Source organism: Paenibacillus sp. Marseille-Q4541, from assembly GCF_018310695.1.
Taxonomy (GTDB): domain Bacteria; phylum Bacillota; class Bacilli; order Paenibacillales; family Paenibacillaceae; genus Paenibacillus.
The window spans coordinates 185,826-209,395 of sequence record NZ_JAGXCY010000006.1 but is presented as its reverse complement, the minus strand read 5'-3'; the positions used below and the strand labels follow the sequence as shown (position 1 = coordinate 209,395).

The following is a 23,570-nucleotide window of genomic DNA, read 5'->3' as shown; positions in this document are numbered from 1 at the left end:
ACTCCTATAATCTTAAGTTTTTTTCTGTATTGCATACTTACTTAAATATGTACTTTCTCTACTCTGTTATCGGTCTACCCTCTTCATCCTTTTAACGTATTATTATACATAATTTACCTTAATGTTTGAAAGTGATGAATTCCTGTCTATATTCGTCACACCCCCTAATGTTCCCCCAAAAAATAACCTCCTCTTGGTCCAACGGATCCTCAATGTCCTATAAAAAAACACAAAAAAGGGCCTTGATTAAAATCAAGGCCCTATGCTTTAGGACAATTCGTTCATATGCTGAGGTCAAACCCTTTTTTACTAGAATATAGTATATTACACATTTTGACTAGCGTAATTTTGGTAAAATTTGATGCTTAGCCACATGAAGCACTTCTTCAATAGACAAGCGCTCAGAAATGGACTTACCCGCGTCATCTACAACTTGGGAATCCCCAGTTAATCTGCACTCCACTTGTCTGTCTGCCGCATCTTTTCCTACAATGACACGCATAGGCAATCCTAGTAGATCAGCATCTTTAAATTTGACGCCTGGGCGTTCATTGCGGTCATCTACTAACACTTCCAGCCCTAGAGCAGTGAGGGAACGTTCCAACTCTTGAACGAGTTGCATTTGCGTTTCGTCCTTCACAGAGATTGGAATTAGATGCACATGATAGGGCGCAATAGCAGCAGGCCAGTTCATCGTACTATCTACTGCATATTGCTCAGCAATCGTTCCGAGTAAGCGAGAGATTCCAATGCCGTAACAACCCATGATTGGTTTTTGAGGAGTACCTTCCTGACTTAAGAACGTAGCTCCCATTGCATCACTGTATTTGGTTCCGAGTTTAAACACATGACCTACTTCAATTCCCCGATCAAAAGCAAGTGCAGAGCTGCACGAAGGACACTGATCTCCCTCTGCAGCGTTACGAACATCAGCAGCTATATCCCACGTAAAATCTAGGCCAGGCTTCACCTCAGTATAGTGTTGATCCTTTTCGTTAGCTCCAGTAACCCCACTCTCCATCGTAATCACCGCATGGTCCGCTATCACTTTCATAGATAGATTATAGGGTCCTAGGTACCCGACTGGAAGCTGAAGATGCTTGCTTTTCTCCTGATCTAACATTTCCACCTGTTTAGCCCCAAGTGCATGTTGTAATTTAATCTCATTCACATCATGATCACCACGAACAAGTACAGCAACAGGAACTCCATCCGCCTCATACAAAAGGGTTTTGATTATATCCTTCGGTTCTTTCTCCAAAAAAGAAGCGACTTGCTGGATCGTCTTCATGTCTGGTGTATGAACTTTCACTTTCTGAGATACTGACTCTTCCGTAAGCAGATGAGCATCTTTAACCTCTTCCGGGATTTTATAGATGGCTTTCTCCAAATTAGCTGCATAATTACAGCTCGTACAAGTCACGATCGTATCTTCTCCAATCGCTGCGAGCGCCATAAATTCATGGGTTTCACCACTCCCGCCAATGGTACCAGCATCTGCTTCCACTTTCGTAAAACGAAGTCCTACCCGAGTAAAGATACGCGTGTAAGCCTGAACCATATCTTCATATACCCGATCTAGTTCCTCCCAGTTAGTAGAAAATGAATATGCATCTTTCATCAAAAACTCTCTACCGCGCAATACACCAAAACGGGGTCTGCGTTCGTCCCGAAACTTTGTACTGATCTGATATAAGGTCAAAGGCAGCTGACGATAACTATGAACTTCATCGCGAACGAGTGCTGTTATAACTTCTTCGTGAGTTGGTCCTAGAGCAAAAGATCGATCATGACGATCAGAAAGTCTCATCAGTTCCGGTCCATAATCACTATCTCTGCCTGATTCTTTCCACAGCTCCGTCGGTTGCAGCGATGGCAGCAACGTTTCCTGAGCCATAATTGCATCCATTTCTTCTCTAACAATCTGCTCTATTTTATGAAGTACCCGCCTTCCAAGTGGCAAAAAACTGTATACGCCCGATGCGGTTTGCCGAATCATACCAGATCGTAACAAGATTTGGTGACTCCGTGCTTCCGCCTCAGCTGGCGCTTCTCTCAGTGTTGGAATAAATAATTTGCTCTGACGCAAGATTGTTCCCTCCCTATTTCGTATCAACGCAAAAAAGACACTTTCGTCAAGGGACGAAAATGTCGTGGTACCACCCTTATTCAGACCATTCTTTGTTTACTTTCCATTACAAATGACTGGTCATCTCTCCGGCGTAACGTGCCTTCATCCGGCAAACGAAATCTGAATAAGACCCGCTTGCAGCTACAAGGTAGGAGTATAAGTTCAAATTTCAGAGATCTTTCAGCCTACCGGATCTCATTCTCTGATGAAATTTGCTGTTATCCTATACTGTGTCCTTGATCATCGCATTTCACATTTTTTCTAAAGATTCATGTAACTAAATTAATTTCATAATAACTTTGGTTGCTTCAATTAAAAGTAAATATAGATCAAAACGGTTTTGTTTGTCTATATTTACTTTCAAATTCATCGTTTTTAATGTATCTATCATTTTCGCCAAGAAAGAGATAGAAAATACGCTGACAGCCTTGCATCTAACAGGTAAAATAGTACTCATAGAACTGATGAGTCGGTATCTAGCTATAGTAAGTGTAACTTCATAACTTCTAAATAAAAAAAGAGAAAGGAGCTAACGGTCATGAATTATATTATCTATGATCTTGAATTTACCGTAAGCCGAAGTACTCGGTATTCTTCCGAGATTATCGATATCGGCGCTGTGAAGGTTTCCCCTGTAGATGAACAAGGAAACCTCGGCATCATTGAATCATTTCATACCTATGTACGACCTTCTAACAAATCCGTTTTGTCCACCGATACGATCCAGTTCACGGGCATTTCGCAAAAAGATATTGATGCAGCCCCCTTATTCCCTGAAGCTGTCCAGCAGTTTACTGAATGGCTGCCTGATTCCTATTTCCTCTGTTCATGGGGACCTGACGACAAAAGCAAATTTTTATCGCACTGTCGCACACATCAAATGAATGTGGACTGGATCATGAACCATAATGATATCCAAAAACAAATCTCACGGACCCTTCGCAAAGAAGGTGGTTCGCGCCAGCTCGGACTTAGCCAGGCTCTAACGTTGTGCGGTATTCCATTCGATGGTACCCAGCACCGAGCCCTTGATGACGCCATCAATACGGCCAGAGTATTTATTCATCATTTTGATCAATTGAAACTTGCCGAGAACAGTGCAGCCGAAGAAGAAGGAACCAAATCCAAACTTGTGTATTCGAGCGGAGATGATGATAAACATAACCCCTTTGGAGATCTTGCTAAATTACTCGGGTCTTCGGACTCCTAACCTTAATTTCATTGATTTTGATACAAGTCGTGATAAAAACAAAGCCAAGTCTTGAGCCTCTCTCGTAGTTGATTTCGATAATGCGGGGGCTCGAGAATTTCGGCAGCAGGTCCATATGGAAGAAGCCAATCCATAAACTCCTGACTGTTATTCACGGTCACTTCAAGCACTAAATTCCCATTATGTTCATACGAATATTTGGGCTTTACCAGCAGCTCACTACGCCTTACTCTCTCCACAACTTCTGCATGAAATCTTACTTTGAATGAAATCCGTTCATCACTCGGCGTTACTGACCATGTATCCTTCATCGATGTATTCTGTAAAAACTGTTCTCTACGGAAGGTTTGTGGTAATACATCTGCCTCACGAAAGCAACTCATACGGAAAGACTCTACCTGCTCCGTATCATGACAATATCCGATTACATAAAAATGATGTTCCTTTGGTACTAAATGATAAGGATCAATCGTTAGTTTTATCGTAGATGGTTCTATATTAACGGAACCAGCGATCCCTTCTATAGGTGAATCATAGATTGCCTGAATGGTATTTTGGGATAAAGAAGCTTGTACAATAGTGACAAACACTTTGTCATCCTTGTCATCATGCCAATCTTCCTCTCCTTTTCCAAGCCGTATCACTTCTGCAAATTGTTCTGCCCATTCGACTCGTTCTGTTTTTTTCTTTAAACTGGCTGCCATTACCTTCTCATAGGCACTTTCAAAAGCCGGAGGCAATAATGGTTTTACTTGCCCCATTATATCCGCCAGCTTCACGAAAGCGTCCGTTTCTTCTTCCGACCAATTCAGTGGATAAAGTGCAAACCGACTGATGAACTGATATCCTCGTCCGTGTCCCATGTTCACAACCGGTATGTGCATCGCACTTAGAGCATCCATATCACGGTATATCGTTCGTTCTGATGTCTCACAACGTTCGGCCAGTTCTCTTGCTAAAATACCAGGCTTTGCCTGAACCAAGGTAATGATGCGCATTAATCGTATAAGCCGCTCTGTCATGCGATGTCCCCCTATAACAACACTTTAGTTAATAAGAACTATGATCGCTCCTTTTGTTATATAGCACTTTGGACTTATATCGGTCATTACCCTTATTTTCATTATGTATTTTCCGTTCTACACCTGGAGGCTGCGGACAACTGCTGGTTACTACGACTTTCATGGCTATCTCTATGCTTACTTTGCTTCTTTCTCGTAATAATCATTATCAAAGGATGCCTGAAAAGGATGATTTGAATCTTCTTCCATGTCAGTAGGTTCATAGCAGGACTGCTCATGGGTCTGCTCGTAATATAAGCATAAACGGTTAAGAATGTGGGCTTCACGATAATACTCCAAGTCACCGGATCTTACTGCCAAAATCAGTAATTCATCAGTATGACGTTTAATAATTTCGCTACCTTCCTCGCTTCTTCCTCTTTCAAATGCTCGAAGACTTTGTTTCATGATCGCTGTCGTTTGACTTAGCTTCACATATTTCTGAACTCTAGGATCTGGTTCCTTACGAATCATTCCTAAATGTGCAGAAACAATGAGATTAATTTGTTCTCTGCGCAAAAGCACACGTTGCTCTTGCTTCGTCTTTAGTGCGCTCCAATAGGCGGAACATGCTGGTTTTTTACCTGCCGATTGAGAGACTGCTGTAAATTCTAATAAAAGGGATTTTGTTTTACCTTTATATGCGTTACCGAGTCCTATTACCCATCCGACGTCTGATTCTTTCGCCCTTGCCCCATGAACAGCCTTTATTCTTATGCCATCCTCGGGTTTAATCAACAATTCAACTTCCCGAAACAATAGTTTGGGTGGTGTTTTCAGTTGTCTCTTGGCAGGCGGTCCACTGCGCCATTCAATTAGCAAAAACAGTGATTTTTCGCCAGAGACGGGAATAGCTTCGCGGTTCCAGGTATAGAATACATCCAGTATTGAACTCACTAACATCTCTCCCCTCAGTATGCTTTATTTAAATACTAACAGGATAAAAAGACAACAGATTGTCAGGGAACATATGTTCCTACATAAAATATTACAAATTTTTGTGACTTTACACAAGTCATCCGACTGATTTCGCCTCAATACGACAAAAAAACACAAATCCCGAAGATTTGTGTTCCTCTCAATCATATTTCTTTCCACATATAAAAAAATCGAACACTGGGAATGACTACCCGTTTTCGATTCTGTTTCTGCACTTACTATACAGTTCAAAACTTAGGAATTAACGACGCTTAATTCCAAGTTTTCTTTTATCCTTCTTAATAGGTGCATAGGTAATACCGTCCATAACCAGTGCATTACCAACCGGTTTCCCATTAACGGTAACTCGAATCGTTTTGTACACTTTTTTATCTACTCTACTTTCCATTTCTATTTGTCCTCCTTAGAAAAATAAAACCAACAATCTCTTTCCCAATAGCGACCTTTTTCTATCTATTACCCTTTCAAGGCAAGCTTGAAACATCAAAAGGATTTATTTTTAAAAATTCCTCTGATCTACAAAAATGTTTAATTTGTGAAACAATTAAAATCATATTTTCGTATAGAATAACAGCATTCCCTAAATTTCTCTTTATTTTGACGTGAATCTTTTACCTGCTAAAAAAAGGAAGATTGAGGTTAATGATATATAAGGTGGTGGATCTATGAAAAAAAAGTGGCAGCTCTCGCTGATGACCGTGGTCATGTACAGTCTGCTTCTGGTCATTTCTGATCATCGTGCAGAAGCCGGTTTCTGGGAAAACGTATATAACGGCTATGAGCAGTTTACGAACCTGCCCGAGGAAGTAAATAAGCTGCAGCAGAGCTACGAACAGACGATGACAGAACTAAACAATGCCAAAACTAACATCGAATCCTTCCAAGCTCGCAATGAGGAGTTAATCTCACAAAATCAATATTTAATGGAACAAAATGAAAACCTTACTACCATGGTCGGTCAGTTACAAAAAGCCGAAGAACAACGGATGATGACACAAAAGCGAATTACAGTTATGGTGATTACCGCCATTTCACTGATTGTATTGTATTTTCTACTCATTCGTGTCATTCGTTATCGTATGCGTAGACATTCCCGTATGTAATAAAATGGTAGTGGTTTCTCTAAGTACAGAAAGGAACAAGACGAAAGATGCAAATTTCTCAGGGACACGAAGTTTCCATTGCCACAGGACAAGCTGTTACCTTCTCTTTAACAGACGGTGACAAGATCCATGTTCTTCATCCGCAGCAGATTGTTGCTTACCGAGGGGCAGGCACAGGCAGAAACGATCGTTTTATGAATATTAGGGGGATGTATCGCAAGCATAAATTGATTCAATCCGAAATTAGTGGTCCTTGCCAGTTTGTCGCTGCCCTCCCCCCCGGTTTTAGCATGAAAGCAATCGAATTGGATGAGCAAAGTGATTTACTTTACGATTTCCGTCATTTGTTTTTCTACAGTGAAGGAATTCAAATGCAGACCCGAATTTTAAAGATCAAAAACATGCTGATCACAAGAGATGCCATCAAAATGAAATTTTCGGGCACAGGAATTATCGGCATTCTCACCCAAGGCCAGGTCTGCGAACAGGAACTTCATCCCACAGCTCCACTCTATGTAGATGCAGGCAGTGTCATCGCGTATCCTGAAAATGCAAACCTAGAACTTACCGTATACGGGAACCATTTAGCGAGTCAGCATATGAACTATCATTGGAAGATGACAGGGCATGGCAAAGTTCTATTTCAAGCGGGCCGAGAAAACCGGAGACTCGAGAATGACATCAATGACGAGGGGCTATTTAAGCGGATCTTGCGTGAAGTGCTACCTTTTGGAAATGTGCTGATTAACTAAAAGGACTTCTATTGTGCTTATTTTCTGCTATAATACTACGAGAACGCTAAACAGGCGTCTTTATTGAAATATAATTGTTACCCTTAATCAATTGTAATGAAATTGATTCCCACAACTACAAATATAAATCCATGGATCATCATGCGGAACATTCCGTTTCCATGGGAGAGGTTCGCGAACTCCCTCTATAAAAAACTATACAGATTGTCTAATTGTGGGCTATTTACATCCCCTGTGCAGTCAGCAGCTTTATTTTCATAAAGAGGCAGATTGCTCATTTTTTCGTGCTGTAAATAATGCCTTTGTCAATCTATATAAGTGCCCTGCTCTCATGGCAGAGGCCTGTTTTTTGTTGATCGAGTAGTGAACTTCTCTTTTCTTCCGCTGATGGAACACGAGGTATGGCCCGTGTTTACTAATCCTAGAAGATAGAGAGGTTTTTTTATGTTTACAAATGAAAAAGCAATCGTCGTATTTAGCGGCGGACAAGATAGTACTACCTGCCTGTTCTGGGCCAAAAAACACTTTGCTGAAGTGGAAGTTGTCACTTTTGATTATGGACAACGTCACAAGCAAGAGATTGAAGTCGCTGCTGATATCGCACGTGAACTGAATGTGCACCAAACAGTACTCGATATGAGTCTTCTGAATCAACTGGCACCCAATGCGCTGACTCGCAGTGATATTGATATTTCTCAAGAAGAAGGCGAGCTTCCTAGCACGTTTGTAGATGGCAGAAATCATCTGTTCCTGAGCTTTGCCGCTGTACTTGCCAAACAAAAAGGAGCACGTCACATTATTACAGGTGTATGTGAAACTGATTTTAGCGGGTACCCGGACTGCCGTGATGTATTCGTGAAGTCGCTGAATGTCACATTAAACCTGGCGATGGACTACCAATTCGTAATTCACACGCCACTGATGTGGTTGAATAAAGCAGAAACTTGGGCGATGGCTGATGAGCTTGGCGCTTTTGAATTTGTACGTGAGCGTACGCTTACTTGCTATAACGGTGTCATGGGCGATGGCTGCGGCGAATGCCCGGCATGTAAACTGCGGAAAGCGGGCCTTGATGAATATACCGCAGAACGAAATCTGAATGTTACTTCTGCAGTGACAGGCGGTGAACAGAAATGAGACCTGAACCCGGCACTTTTCGGATCGTAGAACGGCTGCAGCGAATCGGAGAAGACATTCAACCAGAGCAGCTTCGCTACCACCGCAAACGGGTCCTTGTCAGCAAGGAATTTACTTTTGATGCTGCGCATCATCTGCACTGCTATGAAGGCAAATGCAAAAACTTGCACGGTCATACCTACAAGGTCGTGTTTGGCATTAGTGGAATTCCCGGCGATACGGGACTTACAGTTGATTTTGGCGATGTAAAAGAAATTTGGAAGAATCAAATTGAAGGTTATCTGGATCATCAATATTTGAACGAAACATTGCCACCGATGAATACTACCGCTGAAAATATGGTCGTGTGGATCTTCGAACAGATGGAATCTGCCCTGCAAAGTGAACCTTACCAGTCACAAATTACGGGCGGACGGACAGAGTTTGTAAGGCTTTATGAGACTCCAACCAGCTACGCAGAAGTGAGACGGGAGTGGATGATCGATGAGTAATTCCCGTCCCATCCCTGTCCTTGAAATCTTTGGACCTACTGTACAAGGTGAGGGCATGGTCATTGGCCAGAAAACGATGTTCGTACGCACCGCAGGATGCGACTATCGTTGCTCCTGGTGTGATTCCGCTTTTACTTGGGATGGCAGTGCCAAAGATCAGATTCGTCAACTGAGTAAGGAAGAGATATGGCAAGAGCTCACCTCCACCGGTGGCGACCGTTTCTCACACGTAACGATTTCTGGCGGTAACCCAGCGATATTACCCCAGATCGGAGCACTTGTGGAACTACTTCAAGAGAATGGGATCCGCACTGCAGTAGAAACACAAGGTTCTCGCTGGCAAGATTGGCTCATGGATATCAATGAGGTAACCCTATCACCAAAACCTCCTAGTTCTGGCATGAGTACAAACTGGGATACACTAGATGATATTGTTAGCCGACTGGCGGACCGAACCGGAGATAAAGCATACAGCCTAAAAGTGGTCATCTTCGATGAACAAGATTTGGCGTATGCCAGAGAAGTTCACCGTCGTTACCCAGAGGTTGCTATGTATTTGCAGACAGGGAACCCGGATGTAGGAACAGGAGATACCGATAACCTCGCCTCCTCCCTCCTTCACCGTTATGAGTGGCTCATTGATCACACAATGGAGCTCTCCGATATGAATGATGTACGTGTCTTGCCGCAGCTCCATACACTTGTGTGGGGAAATAAACGAGGCGTATAAACCAAAAAACTAAGATAAAACAAGGAGATTATGAACATGGCTGGACGTCAATCCGATGAACTACAAGATATTACTCTACTGGGAAACCAAGGTACCAAATATAACTTTGAATATGATCCAAGTATTCTTGAAAGCTTTGATAACAAACACCCTTACCGGGATTATTTTGTTAAATTCAATAGCCCAGAATTTACAAGTCTGTGCCCGATCACAGGCCAGCCCGATTTTGCAACGATCTACATCAGCTACATTCCCGACATTAAAATGGTAGAAAGCAAATCACTCAAACTCTATTTGTTCAGTTTCCGTAACCATGGAGATTTCCATGAAGATGTAGTCAACATCATCATGAATGACCTGATCAAACTGATGGACCCGCGTTACATTGAAGTATGGGGTAAGTTTACTCCAAGAGGTGGAATTTCCATCGATCCTTACTGTAACTATGGTCGTCCTGGTACCAAATATGAGGAGCTCGCTACACAGCGTCTGTTCCAACATGACATGTACCCAGAAAAAATCGATAACCGCTAACAAACAGAGATTTCAAGCAAATAGGTGTAAGAGGTCGTTTCACTACGAGGTGAGGCACCTCTTTTTGCTTTTTTCCTGTAATTTGGGCATTGCTCGATAAGTAAATGATGTCATATGATGTGAAGATCTACCTATTTCGGTATATTAATGATAAGTTGTTTACTGAATTACATAGGAAAAGGAGACCCTACATGTCACTCAATTCACTGACGAAGAACGGTTCAACTTCTAGGTCGTTACCTCGTCCTGATGCTAACTCGCAAGCTACGATTTATCGGATTCTCATTGCGATTGGCCTGGTTCATCTACTTAATGATTCGGTACAATCGGTCATCCCCGCCATCTTCCCTGTACTGCAAGACTCAATGGGGATTAGCTACAGTCAGATGGGCTGGATTGCTTTTGCACTAAATATTACGGCATCCATTATGCAGCCGGTGGTGGGTTATTTTTCAGATAAAAGACCTACACCTGCCCTCCTGCCTATCGGAATGGGCTTCACCTGTGCAGGAATGATTTTTCTTGCCTTTGCGGACAGCTACATCGCCATTATGGTATCGGTTATTCTGGTTGGACTTGGATCGGCGGCTTTTCACCCGGAAGGTTCCAAGGTTTCACACATGGCCGCAGGAAATCGCCGTGGTTTAGCACAGTCGATCTTTCAAGTCGGCGGTAACGCAGGTCAATCTCTCGCCCCGCTCCTCACAAGATGGGTATTTATTCCGTTTGGACTGATGGGTTCCCTTGGGTTTGCAGCGCTTGCCGCTATTGGTATTGCAGTGCAGATTTTCATTGCCAGATGGTACGGACGGACGCTGCAAAACGGAGGATACGCCAAGAAAAAAGCAGCTGATGGAGTTATGAATCCAGCAGTGAAGAAAAATATTATGTATGCTTTTTTTATTCTAATTGTTCTTGTATTTGTACGTTCCTGGTATGTATCTTCCATCGGCAGTTATTATGCATTTTTCCTGAAAGATACCTTTGCTTTATCTACACAAGACGCACAAATCTACATCTTCCTGTTTCTTGGTGCTGGGGCGCTCGGGACATTTTTTGGAGGACCGCTCGCAGACCGCTTTGGTAAACGGAATATGATTTTTGCTTCCATGGCTTTTGCTGCACCGCTGTCTCTACTACTTCCGTATGCCAATCTGTTCTGGACAGGTGTACTTCTAACAATTATCGGTTTCATTATGTTATCCAGCTTTTCCATCACGGTTGTTTATGCTCAAATGCTGGTGCCAGGTAAAATCGGAACCGTCTCAGGTATGATTACAGGTCTTGCCTTTGGTCTTGGCGGCCTCGGTGCCCTTGTTCTTGGGAACTGGATCGATGCTGCGGGGATTAGCCCTGTGATGCAGGTGTGCAGCTTTATGCCGCTACTTGGATTCCTGACTTTCCTTCTTCCATCAGACAAGAAACTAGCCACATGGACAGATCGTCCAGCTTCATAAAAAAAACGCCGCGAAGGATTGACCTTCCCGGCGTTTTTTGTTTCCTACTCCTCCAGTTTATCCTCAGCACGTACTCCTTTTGAATGTAGTTTATTACTAATCTCTCTCAAAATGGACACGATTTTATATAAGAAAAAGAGAACCACTGGGATCAGCATCAAAAGTCCAAAAGGAAAAAATGCGATTGTAGCAAAAAAGCTAATAACTACGAAAATAAGAAAATACAAAAAATCTTTGCCTCCATTTGATTCCATACCTTAACATCCTCCTTCGGTGAGACATCTCATAATTATAGACGTATAACGAATGAAAAAGTTAACGCTTCCGTTAGTAAGTTCTCTTTTACTATCATTCGATCTCGCCACAGTCTCCCTATGAAGCTCTATACTGTCCCGGTGTCTTCCCTGTCCAATGTTTAAACGCATGATGGAAAGCACTCTCTTCTGAAAAATGAAGTAAGTATGCAATATCCGTGATGGAGTATCCCTCTTTCCCTAAATACCGGAGAGCAAGCTCCTTACGTACAGAAGCAAGTACCTGCGTAAAGGTCGTATTCTCTAGCTGTAATTTGCCTTGAAATGTTCGTACTCCCATATGAAAAGCAGCCGCTGCCAACTTTAAATTCGGTAACCTGAAACGCATCTGATCAATCAACCAGCGCATGACCTCACCAGTGAACCGTTCTCCTTCGGTAAGTCCTCTGATCACATCTTCCGCCTGACGCTCAAACCAGGATGCAAGCTGAACATTTGCATACATTACCGGACAAGCCAGCGTGGAACGAGAAAAGCGAATTGCATTTACAGGAGCACCAAACTCGGGAACGACTCCCAATACCTCTTTATAGGGTGTAAGTTCACCTGATTCAGGCCGGCTATGTGTAAAAGACACTTTCTGCAGAAGTATCGGGACACCGCAAAGCCGGTACATCATATGTACAAGTGAACTGATCATATCTTCGGTGCAATGACGGGATACGAGTCCATGAAGCCCGTCTAAAGACAAGCGAAGAGTGACATCTTCCCCTGACTCCTCCAGTACAATTTCGTAGCCGCTGCAAGCGACGATATGATATCTCTGATAAGAGGCAAGTGCATCGCCTAAGGTACCAGAATGCATCATTACATAACCAACAGCCCCCAGGTCTGCCATTTCCATTCGATTGCCTTGCTGCAATCCAAAAAACTCATCCTTCAGAAGAAGTGCAGCTGCACTCATCAGCTCCATATGCTGTTTGGCCGTAATCCGAGCTTCCGGCTGCTTTAATAGGGATGAATGCAATCCATGCTCCTTCAAAAATGCTTCGACATCATGTCCTTTATACGATAACGTCTTGACGAGTGTATACAGCATTGTAATGGAAGTTCCATATTGTTTCATATCTCTCCTCCTCCCGATTACGCCTTGCTCATTTTATGCGGGTGCAATCAGTAATTCTGCACCTTTCATCATAGGTAACTTCTGCTCTGCCCTATATGATTGGAACAGAAACATGGTTAAAACGAAATACGATATGATCCTTGGAGGAAAATCATGAATAATAAGATGAAATCAATAACCCTAATTATGGGACACCCTGATGAAGAAAGCTTTTGCAGAGGAATCGCCGACTCCTACTTAGATGGAGCATCAAGGCAGGATGTGAAAATCAACCTCATTGATCTGAGCCAGCTTCAGTTCAATCCCAATCTACAGCACGGCTATCGTAAGCGAACGGACCTAGAACCGGATCTGCTTCGAGCACAACAAATGATTAAAGACGCTGATCATCTCGTGTTCGTATACCCGATCTGGTGGGGATCCGTACCAGCGATACTCAAAGGATTCTTTGACCGCATCCTGCTTCCAGGCTTCGCTTATGATCCTAAACCTGGAAGTGTGATGTGGGATAAACGATTAAAAGGAAAAACAGCCCATCTCATCGTTACGATGGATACGCCGCCCTGGTACTATCGCTTCTTCTACGGCAGCTCAGGCCATAGGGTAATGAAGCAGGGAGTTCTCGGCTACTGCGGGATCAAAACTGTAAAAGTAACAGAAATCAGTCCGATTAAAACGTCAACAGACCGTCAAAGGCAAGAGTGGCTTCAGAAAATAAAAAAACTCGGAGCCCAATTGGCGTAAGACCACCTTTCCTCTCACCGATGAACAAATAATGCTTTATACCCTATCAGTGGATGAGCTGGATTCTATACATTCATTCTGTGATTCAGCTAACTTTTTCATGATCCGGCGTTTTTTGTACAGCATCTTTCCTGCTTCTGAAACGTCGGTAAGTGCACCTTTGTTGCTAATCGACCCAAAAATAATACCGGCGATCGGAATCATCTGAAACAACTGCTTCCATCCATAGTTTTCACGATAAGCGGTTACGACTTCCCGCCAGCCTTGCAACTGGGAAATCACTTCTTTATTCGTATGTTCACCTTCAAAATTACCCAGTTCTTCAATGATTGCTTTTTTGCCTACAATATCCGCTGAAGAGAATTGAAGACATTTTACAATAAATACGCGTTCCATAGTCTCTTCCGGGTCATACCCATAACAGATGGCAATCTCCTGCAACGTTTTTAGGGATGTCCCTAACACGAGCGGGAGATCAGCCGCCATTGTTACAATGCCGCCTACTCCAGTTGCCGCCCCGCTCGCAGCCGCAAACTTGATCCTGCCTTGAATAATATCATCCGCCGCCTGATCCATTACTGTAATCGGCAGTTTCTCAATATCTGCGAGAGCAAGGACCGAAGTCTTCTCAGAAGAATCTGTATCTTCTGTTTCCTCTTTTCGAGATTTCCCCGTTGCTGCGAGGGCAGCTGATGATACTTGCGTGAATAACTTTTTCACTTGCAGTCCTTTTTTCATGAGTCCTGTTTGTTCTGAGGGTTCTTCTTGGCTGAGAAACTTGTGAATGTGCTTTAGCACAGCCTTCTTGTTCACAAGGAATCGGCCGCCATTCTGTAGAAACGCACCCAGTTCATCCAGCAGTAATCCGAGTTTGTCTCTAACGATCTTCGGGGTCAGCTTATCCAGCATAACGAAAGGCAGACGGCCGAGCTTTTCCCAGAAAAAAATATCCTTTTGTTCCTTCTCCCACTTCTCTATAAGAACGAGTTCTGCTTGAAGCAGCTCCTTGGAATCCGTATTCATTGTTGTCCTTACTCCTCTCAACATAATGCACTTTGTATTTACCTGTATACGCAACCACACGCAAAAAGGATGCAATCTGTTCATAAGATGAGTGATTTGAATCACTATTCAAGCTTTTTCCCTCTTTTATACTAATATTATTCAACCACAAAGTATGAAAAGAGGGATACTATGCTAAGCCAACATGACATATCCATCATTAAATCTACCGTACCCGTTCTGGAAGTACACGGAAGAGACATCACGACACGCTTTTATCAGATGCTGTTTGAGCATCATCCTGAACTACTCAACATTTTTAACCACGCGAATCAGAAAAAAGGAAAGCAGCAAGCTGCACTCGCTAACATGGTTTACGCTGCCGCGCAGCATATTGATCAGCTGGAAGCTGTTCTTCCCGCTGTAAAAGAAGTCGCTCACAAGCACCGCAGTCTAGGCGTACTGCCAGAGCATTATCCTATTGTAGGGAAATACCTGCTGCTTGCGATCAAAGAAGTTCTTGGGGATGCTGCCACGGATGAAATCATTCAAGCATGGAATAACGCATATGGAATCATAGCCAGCGTGTTTATCGATATCGAACAAGAAATGTATGCTGAAGCAGAAGGGCAACAAGGAGGCTGGAGTGGATTCCGCTTCTTTACCGTGGATAAAATTGTAGATGAAAATGAGCTGATACGTTCTTTCTATCTCATTCCGTCAGATGGGGGAGCACTGGCTTCTTTTACTCCCGGCCAGTATGTAAGTGTGAAAGTAGCTATTCCAGGCGAACCATACACTCAAATTCGTCAGTACAGCTTGTCCGCTGGACCTCATGAATCCTATTATCGGATTAGCGTGAAAAGGGAAGATGAATCCCCGGACGTTCCTGCGGGTAAGGTATCTACGTATTTGCATAATGAAGTCAAAGAAGGCGACAAGTTATCGTTATCTGCACCTGCGGGCGAATTCCAGATGAGTTATTCCGATGATCGCCCTGTCGTATTTATAGGTGGCGGTATTGGAGTTACCCCGCTCATGAGTATGGTGAATGCGACAGTACAGCAACAGCCAAATCGTCGTGTTACCTTTATTCATGCAGCACACAACGGGAAAGTCCACGCCATGGGCTCCGAAGTAAGGAAACTGGAAGACTCAAACGACAAACTTAGCGCACATTTCTGTTATAGCAATCCGCTTCCTGAAGATAACGGGTACAGTAAGACTGGACGAATTGACCAATCTTGGCTACAAGAGATAATTCCTACAACAGATGCGCATTTTTATTTCTGCGGTCCCCTCTCCTTTATGAAGAGCATCCGCGATCTTCTTACCTCTTGTGGCGTACGGGAAGAAGATCTGCATTACGAATTTTTCGGACCTAAAGAAGTGCTATAACTGAGGTTTTTATTACCTAATTTCAATTGAACGAAGCAGACGGTTCACCGTCTCTCTGCGAAGACCGATTAACTGCCCAATCTCTGCTTGGGTTAGTAGATCGGTCATTTTTTCTGGAGAGATATAAGCTTCCATCCATGACTGGAGTTTACGTAGACGCTCTGCTGGTTCTGTCTCCGTCACCTGATCCATTCGTTGTTGCATCATGCGCAGCTTATCCTGGAGCTTCAGCGCTACATCCTTGTATCTTTCTGGCTCAACAGACAAGGAATAATACCAATCTGCAGCTGGAATCACTTCAATATCACAGGTGGATAGCGCAATCGCTGTACCAAAACAAGGACCCGGACTGATTAGACTATGATGAGGAATCATCTCACCAGGAACGATAATGTTCACAAGAAAGGCTCCGCCGTCTTCCTGAATTCGCATAATTTTGAGCATGCCTGATTTAAGGTGGTAAAGGGGACCCGTATCTCCCTGCCGAAAAAGAATTTCACCTTTATGTAGTATCATATTGTGTCTCACCTTTAATTAAGTTTGTACTGGCTCAGGGTAAGTATATTACTAAATAATAACTCTTCACATTCCATGGTAACAAAAAAGAAGCACCGAATTCCAATCGATGCTTCTTTGCATTTAAACCCCAAGCGAAGGTAATGCATCTGACAGTGCCTTTGGCTTTGCGAAGCAAAACAACGAAACAGTCAGACGCATTGCCGGAGCGTTATGAAAACGGCTTGACTTCCGGCGTATATCCTGAAGGAATGTTTGTTTCCGCAGTCCGTTCCGTAATTACCTGTGGATACATTTTATCTGGGTCAGGTTGAATGATCTGATATTTGATGATCGCTTTGCCGTTTTTGCCAAGTTCCACATCTTTAATCTCCAGACCATAACCTGGATTCGGCAGCTCAAGGCTAAGTTTTACTTTTACCGTTTTCTCATCCACAGTTTGGGAGGTCACCTCAGGTACAAAGGCCTGCTGACCGCTGCCTGGAACCGTCCCCGGTGTCTCCTCTGATCCACCGCCGTTCCCATGGCGATCTACGATTTCCATTGCTTGAAAGACCATTTCTGCCGCCTCCATTCGAGTGAGGGTATCGTTTGGTCTGAATTCTCCCTTATCATCCAAGCTAATCACCTTCATATTCAGCAAGTTTTGAATGGAAGATATATATTCAGGGTTAATTTCTTTTTCATCTTTGATATCGTTATAGAGCAAAATAACGGGATATTCTCCTGTTGTATTCAGACCTTCTAACAAAAGCTGCGCAAATACTTCTCTTGTCATATCAAGATTCGCGTCTGCTTTTTCCGGTAAGGACAAGCCCTGTTCTTTTGCTGCAGCATAAGCTGCATCGTACCACTTGGTGTTTCCTGTTTCGGCACCTGTATCGCTTTCTACTTTTAAGTCGAACGCTTTTACAATCATCTGTATCCCTTGAGCTTCAGTTAATAGGCTGGCCGGATAAAACTTATTCGAAGTGACTCCGCTCACAATCCCTTGATCACGCAGCACCTGGAGCATTTGAACCTGTGTATCCGCTTTAACATCTTCGAAAGCATAGGCTGACATTCCTCCAAAAGCAAAAGTCAAACTCAGCGCAGCAATCGATGTTTTTCGTATTTTTCGTTTCATTGAATTGCACCTCCATCATATGATCAAACCATCGTTTCCCTCTATATGTTCTACTCTCTAAACGAGACCTGTCTTTAAAATGTTACACTTTTCAGTCCAATTCTGTTATCTACTCTTATATTCCCCAAACTATGGATATCTCATTACAATCTTTTTTTCTTTAGGTAGCGCCTCAATAAAACCTGTTTTTTACTCACTAAATAGTTTGACAATAAAGCTATTTTACTTAAAAATAGGATTAGAATGTTCACCGGAATACATACATTAGAAAGGGCATGACGCTTTTGTAATAAAACAGCGTCCTGCCCTTTTGTTGCCCGCATCATCCATTTTAATAATTCAAGGAGATGAGTTGATCCGTGAATGATCGAAGTTTACTTCGTGACTATGTACAGTCCCATCTGCCCGCCTACCTTGCTGCCATCCTGCTGATCATTATTTCCAATATTGATCAAGCCCTCCTCCCTCGTGTTGTTGGTCAATTTACTGACGAACTGCAGAGACAGACCCTCACCATGGATAAAATCGTTCGATACAGTCTTCAGTTACTTGTGATTGCAATCTCTTATAATGCGTTATTTGGACTTGGTCAGTTTATAATTATGCGACTTGGAAGAAGATTCGAGTTCATTACTCGGCAAAAACTATTCGGCAAATTTTCTGAGCTTAGCGAAAAATACTTTGCTAAACAAGGTACAGGGAAGCTTCTTAGTTATGTGATGAATGATGTCACTTCCGTACGAGAAGCCATATCTAACGGGATTAATCAGACAACAAATGCTGTGTTTTTACTGCTATCTTGTGTTGTTATGATGATGCTAAGTGGAATTCCTTTTACACTGATTGCAATTAGCGTCGGTCCTCTACTCGCCATTCCCTTCCTCGTTGTGTACTTTGGACCTCGTATTCGAGGAAGATCGAAAGCCGTGCAGGAAGCACTCGCCTCCATGACAGAATCAGCTGAAGAACAACTCGGCGGAATTCGCGTCACGAAAACTTTCGCAACGGAAGAGATCGCTCGTTCACGGTTTGGATCTACGGTAGATGCGATCCGGGATAGACAGCTGAAACTGGTTCGTCTCTCTTCTCTCTTTCAGGCACTGCTTCCGCTCCTAGGTGCATTCTCCCTTGTTGTCTCTATCGTTGTAGGTGGATACATGACCATTCAGAATACGATCAGTCTTGGTAGCTTTGTAGCACTAACCCTCTATCTCCGTATGATTATGGGACCCCTTCAGCAAATCGGAAATGTCATTAACATGATGCAACGTTCCGGCGCTTCGCTCGAACGTGTCAACAGTTTGCTGTCTGAAATTCCTGATGTACAAGAGACTGCGGATGCAAGGCCCCTGAAAAAGGTAGAAGATATTCAAATCCAGCATCTCTCCTTCAGATATCCGGGGAGCAAGGAGTACGCCCTTCAAGACGTGAACCTTCTCATTCCTGCGGGTAAAACGGTTGGGATCGTTGGCCGAACAGGCAGCGGCAAAAGTACACTTGTGAAATTGCTTCTGCGAATCTACGAGCCGCCGGAAGGATCCATCAAAGTCAGTGGAACCGACGTACGGAATCTGACACTCGAAAGTTTACGTTCCAAATTATCTTACGTACCACAAGACGGATTCTTATTCAGTACAACGATCCGTGACAATATTGCATTTAGCAATCGTACAGCATCACTCAGTCAGGTCGAAGAACCGGCGAAACAGGCAATGATTTTCGATAATATCGTTCAGTTCCCTAAGTCGTTTGAGACCCCGCTTGGGGAAAGAGGAGTTACCTTATCCGGTGGACAAAGGCAGCGTACGAGTCTCGCCAGAGGACTGATGAAGAATGCCCCACTGCTTATTTTGGATGACAGCATGAGTGCAGTGGATGCAGTGACTGAAACGGGCATTCTAAACAGCCTGAAAAAAGATCGTAAAAACAAAACGACACTCATTATTTCTCATCGAATTAGTGCGGTAAAACACGCAGATGTTATTGTTGTCCTCGAAGAAGGACAAATAGCGGAACGGGGTACGCATCAAGAACTCATGTCTGCTCAGGGCCGATATGCTTCACTTGCCCGCATACAGGAGGAGGGATTGCATCATGTCTGAAACCGTAGTTACAGAGAAGCAAACTGGCACGAACCAGGTAAAGGATACGAATCAAAAGACGAGCGCATTCAGAGCCATCTTACGGTACGGAAAACCTCATCGTTTGACTTTTGTCCTCATCTTTTTCTGCTCTCTACTTGGCATTGCTGCTGAGCTGTCGCAGCCCTATCTTATTAAAATTGCCATAGACGATCATCTTGCACTAGGTCGAACCGGTCTCACCTTTCTAATACAAATAGCTCTTGTATATCTGGTCTTATCCGTCATCAGCTTCGTGTTCACTTATATTCAGAACAATCTATTGCAATATGCAGGACAAAACATCGTTGCTGACCTTCGTAAAGATTTGTTTACACATATTTCAAAAATGTCGATGTCCTTTTTTGATCGCAGACACAGTGGTAGTCTCGTAACCAATGTATCAAGTGATACTGAAACGATCAGTTCTTTCTTTACCCAAGTACTGCTAAGTCTCATTCGGGACGGCATGATGCTTGTGATGATTATTATTTTTATGTTCCAGCTGGATGTGACGCTCGCTCTATATTCAGTAGCTGTACTACCGTTTATCGCCCTTGTTGCGGTGTTGTTCCGTAAATATTTGCGAGAAACGTACCAACAAGCGAGAACTCGTTTGTCTCGGCTTGTTGCCTTTATTGCTGAAAATTTGTCTGGAATGTTTCTCATTCAAGCTTTTCATCAGGAAAAAGAGCAGATGAAGCAGTTTAACGAGCAGAATGGTCATTACTTTTCGGCCAATGTTCGGCAGATTCGGTCCAATGTCATTTTCAACCGAACGTTTGACATTCTCGGCAACATCGCGCTTGTTCTGATGGTGTGGCTTGGAGGGAAAGCAGTCCTTGGTTCTACCCTTGAAGTCGGTGTCTTATATGCATTCATCAGTTACATTCGCCAATTTTTCCAACCGATTAACCAAATTACGATGCAATGGAATACATTTCAGTCCACTACCGTTTCCATGGAACGCATCTGGGCCATTCTCAGTACCGATCCAGGCATAAAGGAACCTTCTGCCAAAGATGCAGTCTCCATAACATCTGACGACGTAAACGGGCGGCTTGATTTCAAAAATGTATCTTTTGGATATCTTGAGAACCAGTCCATTATTAATAAGCTAAACCTTACCGTTCAGCCTGGAGAAATGATTGGGATCGTAGGAACAACAGGTGCAGGTAAAAGTACGGTTATCAGTCTGCTGAACCGATTCTATGATGTAAATGAGGGCAGTATTGAGATTGATGGCACCGATATCCGCAAACTACCACAAGAGACCTTACACCGCATCGTAGGGCTCATTCAGCAGGATCCTTTTCTCTTCTCCGGCTCCATTATTGATAACGTCCGGTTGTTCCGAGAAGAAGTAACAAGAGAACAAGTAATCGAGGCCTGCAAATTTGTGGGAGCTGATTCCATGATTCGCCGTTTGTCTGACGGCTATGATACTCATCTATCTGAACGGGGAAGCGGGCTATCTGCAGGTGAGCGGCAGCTGATTTCTTTTGCTCGAATTGTCGTGTTCCAGCCCCGAATTTTGATCTTAGACGAAGCGACTGCGAATTTGGATTCCCATACCGAACAGCTTGTACAAGATGCCCTCTCTACTGTATCTGCTGGGCGTACGACCATCGTTATTGCTCACCGTCTATCCACCATTATGCACTCTGATCGTATTCTTGTAATGAAAGATGGCAGGATCGTAGAATCAGGGACACATCAAGAGCTGATGGAGCTGAGAGGATACTATGAAGATCTGTATCAACACGCTTTGGAAGCGGGACGCGAAGCCGTTTATGAAGAAAGATCTCGGAATGATGCTGGATAACCCTGTACACTTTCGTACATGAATATGCAAATATAACATAATTGCCTCAGGAGACTTTGTTCTTCTGGGGCTATTTCGTCTTCCATCTGTAATTAAACAGAACCTTGGTCTCATATCTATCCCTTTCCAAAGTCCTGTTTTCTACCGATTCAGCTGTTTTCGGTTGCCAATTGGATGTTTCTAACATTAGAATTATTGGGTAAAAGCACCGTGTATTGTTTATTTTTGGTATTCATTTTTAATAAGTGATGCCCTTCTCATATTCAATATCCTTGATGAGGTGAATTCAGTGACAAGAATTGTAGTCCCCCCGGAACGTATTCTCGAGATCTCCAAACAGTTTGCGCAAGCATCCGAAATAAGCAAGGCCATGATTGCAAGTCTGAACGGAAATATCCTCTCCATGCAAAGTCAGTGGTCAGGGATTACCCAGGAACGGTTTTATCAAAATTTTCAAGTTGCTCGCACACAAATGGATACGTTCTCCTCAAGAGTATCTTCGATCGGAACCGAACTTCATTCTATCTCTGTCAAATTCGCAGAAGCAGACAGCGCTCAGGATAAAGGAATCGATGCTAATGCGAAGGGCAATGACGAGTGGCAAGAAAAAACGAAAGAAACACTTTCTGGAGCGTTTGATCAAAGTTCTAACCTCTGGACTTCTGCGAATGGTATACGGGGGAATCTCGCTATGGCCGGGACTGCTTTATACACTGGACTCGCGAGCACACTCGTATTGACCAAGACGGTTGAGTTCAAAAGGAGTCCTAAAAATCCGAGCCGTGCAGTTGTTCATAATGCAAGGTGGGTTAGTGGCAAAGGTCCCGATACTTTTCTAAGAAATATGGCTCGAAGGATAGACAAACAGTTCCACAAACCTGGGATTGTCATGAAGGGGCTAAAAGGTTTCGATACGGTTGCTAGCAAGCTCAAGATGGGTAAGCTCGGACTTGGATTTAGTAAAGCGAACAGTTTCCCGCAGTGGACACGGAATGTAGTCGCTGGGGTACAAAAAGGACAATATGGAATGAAAATTTCTGCCATCCCTAAGATGATCGGCAAAAAACTATTCCCTATTAACGTAGGTCTTAATGTTTTTGATGAAGGTGTAAAAACGGCAGCTAAATTAAAAAGTAAAACACTCACCGGAACTGACGTCGCAGTATCTGCTTCCAATGTCATCATTAAATCAGCGGCTGCGGGGGCAGGGGCCGTGATTGGAGGTACACTCGGAAGTGCACTTGGTCCTGTCGGAGCAGCTGTAGGTGCCTATGTTGGAGGTGCCGCAGGAACGTTTGCAGGTAAACACATTGCAGGCGCGGCAGAAGGAGCAATTCGCTGGGCAAGCGGCTTATTTAAATAGTCGTGAATACGAAGTTTATAAGAAGACCGGAGGTTGACCCATGCAATCCATTTCTTATCGGCGAAAACTGGCTTTCATCAAAGCGGCCGCTACTTTTCTCTTGATTGCTGGCTGTTTTTTGCTGGTCTATGCTCTTACAGGAGATAATCTAGGTCCTGCGGAAACCTTATATTATATTAGTGCCATGGTGATTGGTTTCTGGTTTTTCGGACCGTATTTCATCATACTAACAGGTCTTATTTTCTCTAATACAACGTTATTTCAATACGATAATAAAAATATAGTACTGCGGAATGGAACGCTCATTCCTTGGTCATCCGTTAATAAGATTGAACTACACGAATCTTCCATGAATAAATGGCTGCAATCGGTCCCTCCTTTCTTTCGGCTGGAGCTAAAAAATAATTCACATGTGGATATCAATACCTACCATGTACTCAGCTCAGAAGAATTGAATAAGACACTTAAAACGCTTCGCCGTGTGCATAATGGTGCAGGTGTAAAATAAATACAGGTTACTTACATATCAACAAATCTCACCAAGCCTTATC

At 43.3% G+C, this 23,570-nt stretch carries 22 protein-coding genes, 1 pseudogene and 1 riboswitch; of the genes and pseudogenes, 14 read left to right on the top strand and 9 right to left on the bottom strand.

All coding sequences use genetic code 11. The features are described 5' to 3' along the window. Positions 1-337: 337 nt before the first annotated feature. A complete protein-coding gene (locus tag KFT32_RS10050; RefSeq protein WP_211747042.1) occupies positions 338-2,089 on the bottom strand; it encodes a proline--tRNA ligase in 1,752 nt (583 codons plus the stop codon). A gap of 580 nt (positions 2,090-2,669) precedes the next feature. Here KFT32_RS10050 and KFT32_RS10045 point away from each other — a divergent pair. Beyond that, a complete protein-coding gene (locus tag KFT32_RS10045; RefSeq protein WP_211747041.1) occupies positions 2,670-3,341 on the top strand; it encodes a 3'-5' exonuclease in 672 nt (223 codons plus the stop codon). Positions 3,342-3,349: 8 nt separating this feature from the next. On the opposite strand, the gene KFT32_RS10040 is transcribed toward KFT32_RS10045, so the two are convergent. The 3 genes from KFT32_RS10040 to KFT32_RS10030 form a co-directional block, all read right to left on the bottom strand. Beyond that, a complete protein-coding gene (locus tag KFT32_RS10040) occupies positions 3,350-4,363 on the bottom strand; it encodes a helix-turn-helix transcriptional regulator (protein ID WP_211747040.1) in 1,014 nt (337 codons plus the stop codon). Positions 4,364-4,540: 177 nt separating this feature from the next. After that, on the bottom strand, positions 4,541-5,299 hold the full coding sequence (locus tag KFT32_RS10035; protein ID WP_211747039.1) for a hypothetical protein: 759 nt from the start codon (positions 5,297-5,299) through the stop codon (positions 4,541-4,543). Positions 5,300-5,582: 283 nt separating this feature from the next. Beyond that, positions 5,583-5,729, bottom strand: coding sequence for a hypothetical protein (locus tag KFT32_RS10030; RefSeq protein WP_211747038.1), 147 nt, complete (start codon positions 5,727-5,729; stop codon positions 5,583-5,585). Positions 5,730-6,006: 277 nt separating this feature from the next. Between KFT32_RS10030 and KFT32_RS10025 the strand changes: the two genes are divergently transcribed. The 7 genes from KFT32_RS10025 (at position 6,007) to KFT32_RS09995 (ending at position 11,545) form a co-directional block, all read left to right on the top strand. Next, positions 6,007-6,444 (top strand): hypothetical protein, encoded by a 438-nt coding sequence (locus tag KFT32_RS10025; RefSeq protein ID WP_211747037.1) that lies wholly within the window; start codon positions 6,007-6,009, stop codon positions 6,442-6,444. A 47-nt stretch (positions 6,445-6,491) separates the two neighbouring features. After that, a complete protein-coding gene (locus KFT32_RS10020; RefSeq protein WP_211747036.1) occupies positions 6,492-7,196 on the top strand; it encodes an AIM24 family protein in 705 nt (234 codons plus the stop codon). Between the two features lie 161 nt (positions 7,197-7,357). Continuing rightward, a riboswitch (PreQ1 riboswitch) is annotated at positions 7,358-7,401 on the top strand. Positions 7,402-7,640: 239 nt separating this feature from the next. Next, on the top strand, positions 7,641-8,333 hold the full coding sequence (gene queC / locus KFT32_RS10015; RefSeq protein WP_211747035.1) for a 7-cyano-7-deazaguanine synthase QueC: 693 nt from the start codon (positions 7,641-7,643) through the stop codon (positions 8,331-8,333). Further along, positions 8,330-8,824 carry a 6-carboxytetrahydropterin synthase QueD gene (gene queD, locus KFT32_RS10010; RefSeq protein ID WP_211747034.1) on the top strand — a complete coding sequence of 165 codons (495 nt, stop codon included), beginning with the start codon at positions 8,330-8,332 and terminating at the stop codon, positions 8,822-8,824. The genes queC and queD overlap by 4 nt, the downstream gene beginning before the upstream one ends. Further along, complete coding sequence (gene queE / locus KFT32_RS10005) at positions 8,817-9,554, top strand: 7-carboxy-7-deazaguanine synthase QueE (protein WP_211747033.1); 738 nt, start codon at positions 8,817-8,819, stop codon at positions 9,552-9,554. Before queD ends, queE begins: the two co-directional genes overlap by 8 nt. Before the next feature lie 36 nt (positions 9,555-9,590). Beyond that, positions 9,591-10,088 carry a preQ(1) synthase gene (gene queF, locus KFT32_RS10000; RefSeq protein WP_211747032.1) on the top strand — a complete coding sequence of 166 codons (498 nt, stop codon included), beginning with the start codon at positions 9,591-9,593 and terminating at the stop codon, positions 10,086-10,088. Positions 10,089-10,279: 191 nt separating this feature from the next. Next, a complete protein-coding gene (locus KFT32_RS09995; protein ID WP_211747031.1) occupies positions 10,280-11,545 on the top strand; it encodes an MFS transporter in 1,266 nt (421 codons plus the stop codon). Positions 11,546-11,589: 44 nt separating this feature from the next. Here KFT32_RS09995 and KFT32_RS09990 read toward each other — a convergent pair whose 3' ends face one another. Together KFT32_RS09990 and KFT32_RS09985 are read right to left on the bottom strand one after the other, a co-directional pair. Next, positions 11,590-11,799 (bottom strand): hypothetical protein, encoded by a 210-nt coding sequence (locus tag KFT32_RS09990; protein WP_211747030.1) that lies wholly within the window; start codon positions 11,797-11,799, stop codon positions 11,590-11,592. A 118-nt stretch (positions 11,800-11,917) separates the two neighbouring features. Further along, entirely contained in the window at positions 11,918-12,925 is a 1,008-nt protein-coding gene (locus KFT32_RS09985) for an AraC family transcriptional regulator (RefSeq protein ID WP_211747029.1), read from the bottom strand. Positions 12,926-13,078: 153 nt separating this feature from the next. Here KFT32_RS09985 and KFT32_RS09980 point away from each other — a divergent pair, with 153 nt between their 5' ends. Further along, positions 13,079-13,669, top strand: coding sequence for an NAD(P)H-dependent oxidoreductase (locus KFT32_RS09980; protein WP_249435786.1), 591 nt, complete (start codon positions 13,079-13,081; stop codon positions 13,667-13,669). Positions 13,670-13,705: 36 nt separating this feature from the next. Here KFT32_RS09980 and KFT32_RS09975 read toward each other — a convergent pair whose 3' ends face one another. Continuing rightward, entirely contained in the window at positions 13,706-14,692 is a 987-nt protein-coding gene (locus KFT32_RS09975) for an EcsC family protein (RefSeq protein WP_211747028.1), read from the bottom strand. A 168-nt stretch (positions 14,693-14,860) separates the two neighbouring features. Between KFT32_RS09975 and hmpA the strand changes: the two are divergent. Further along, positions 14,861-16,069, top strand: a pseudogene (hmpA, locus tag KFT32_RS09970) (NO-inducible flavohemoprotein); the annotation flags it as partial. Between the two features lie 12 nt (positions 16,070-16,081). Here the strand turns inward: hmpA and KFT32_RS09965 are convergent. Further along, the gene (locus KFT32_RS09965) at positions 16,082-16,585 is read right to left on the bottom strand and encodes a Crp/Fnr family transcriptional regulator (protein WP_211747026.1); all 504 of its coding nucleotides are present in this window, start codon (positions 16,583-16,585) and stop codon (positions 16,082-16,084) included. Positions 16,586-16,796: 211 nt separating this feature from the next. Beyond that, a complete protein-coding gene (locus tag KFT32_RS09960) occupies positions 16,797-17,711 on the bottom strand; it encodes an S-layer homology domain-containing protein (protein WP_211747025.1) in 915 nt (304 codons plus the stop codon). A 359-nt stretch (positions 17,712-18,070) separates the two neighbouring features. On the opposite strand from KFT32_RS09960, the gene KFT32_RS09955 reads away from it, so the two are divergent. The 4 genes from KFT32_RS09955 (at position 18,071) to KFT32_RS09940 (ending at position 23,527) form a co-directional block, all read left to right on the top strand. Beyond that, on the top strand, positions 18,071-19,813 hold the full coding sequence (locus tag KFT32_RS09955) for an ABC transporter ATP-binding protein (RefSeq protein ID WP_211747024.1): 1,743 nt from the start codon (positions 18,071-18,073) through the stop codon (positions 19,811-19,813). Continuing rightward, positions 19,806-21,656, top strand: coding sequence for an ABC transporter ATP-binding protein (locus KFT32_RS09950; protein WP_211747023.1), 1,851 nt, complete (start codon positions 19,806-19,808; stop codon positions 21,654-21,656). Before KFT32_RS09955 ends, KFT32_RS09950 begins: the two co-directional genes overlap by 8 nt. A 289-nt stretch (positions 21,657-21,945) precedes the next feature. Continuing rightward, positions 21,946-23,019, top strand: coding sequence for a WXG100 family type VII secretion target (locus tag KFT32_RS09945; protein ID WP_211747022.1), 1,074 nt, complete (start codon positions 21,946-21,948; stop codon positions 23,017-23,019). A gap of 40 nt (positions 23,020-23,059) precedes the next feature. Next, positions 23,060-23,527, top strand: a complete 468-nt coding sequence (locus KFT32_RS09940; protein ID WP_211747021.1) for a DUF5381 family protein — start codon at positions 23,060-23,062, stop codon at positions 23,525-23,527. Positions 23,528-23,570 lie beyond the last annotated feature (43 nt).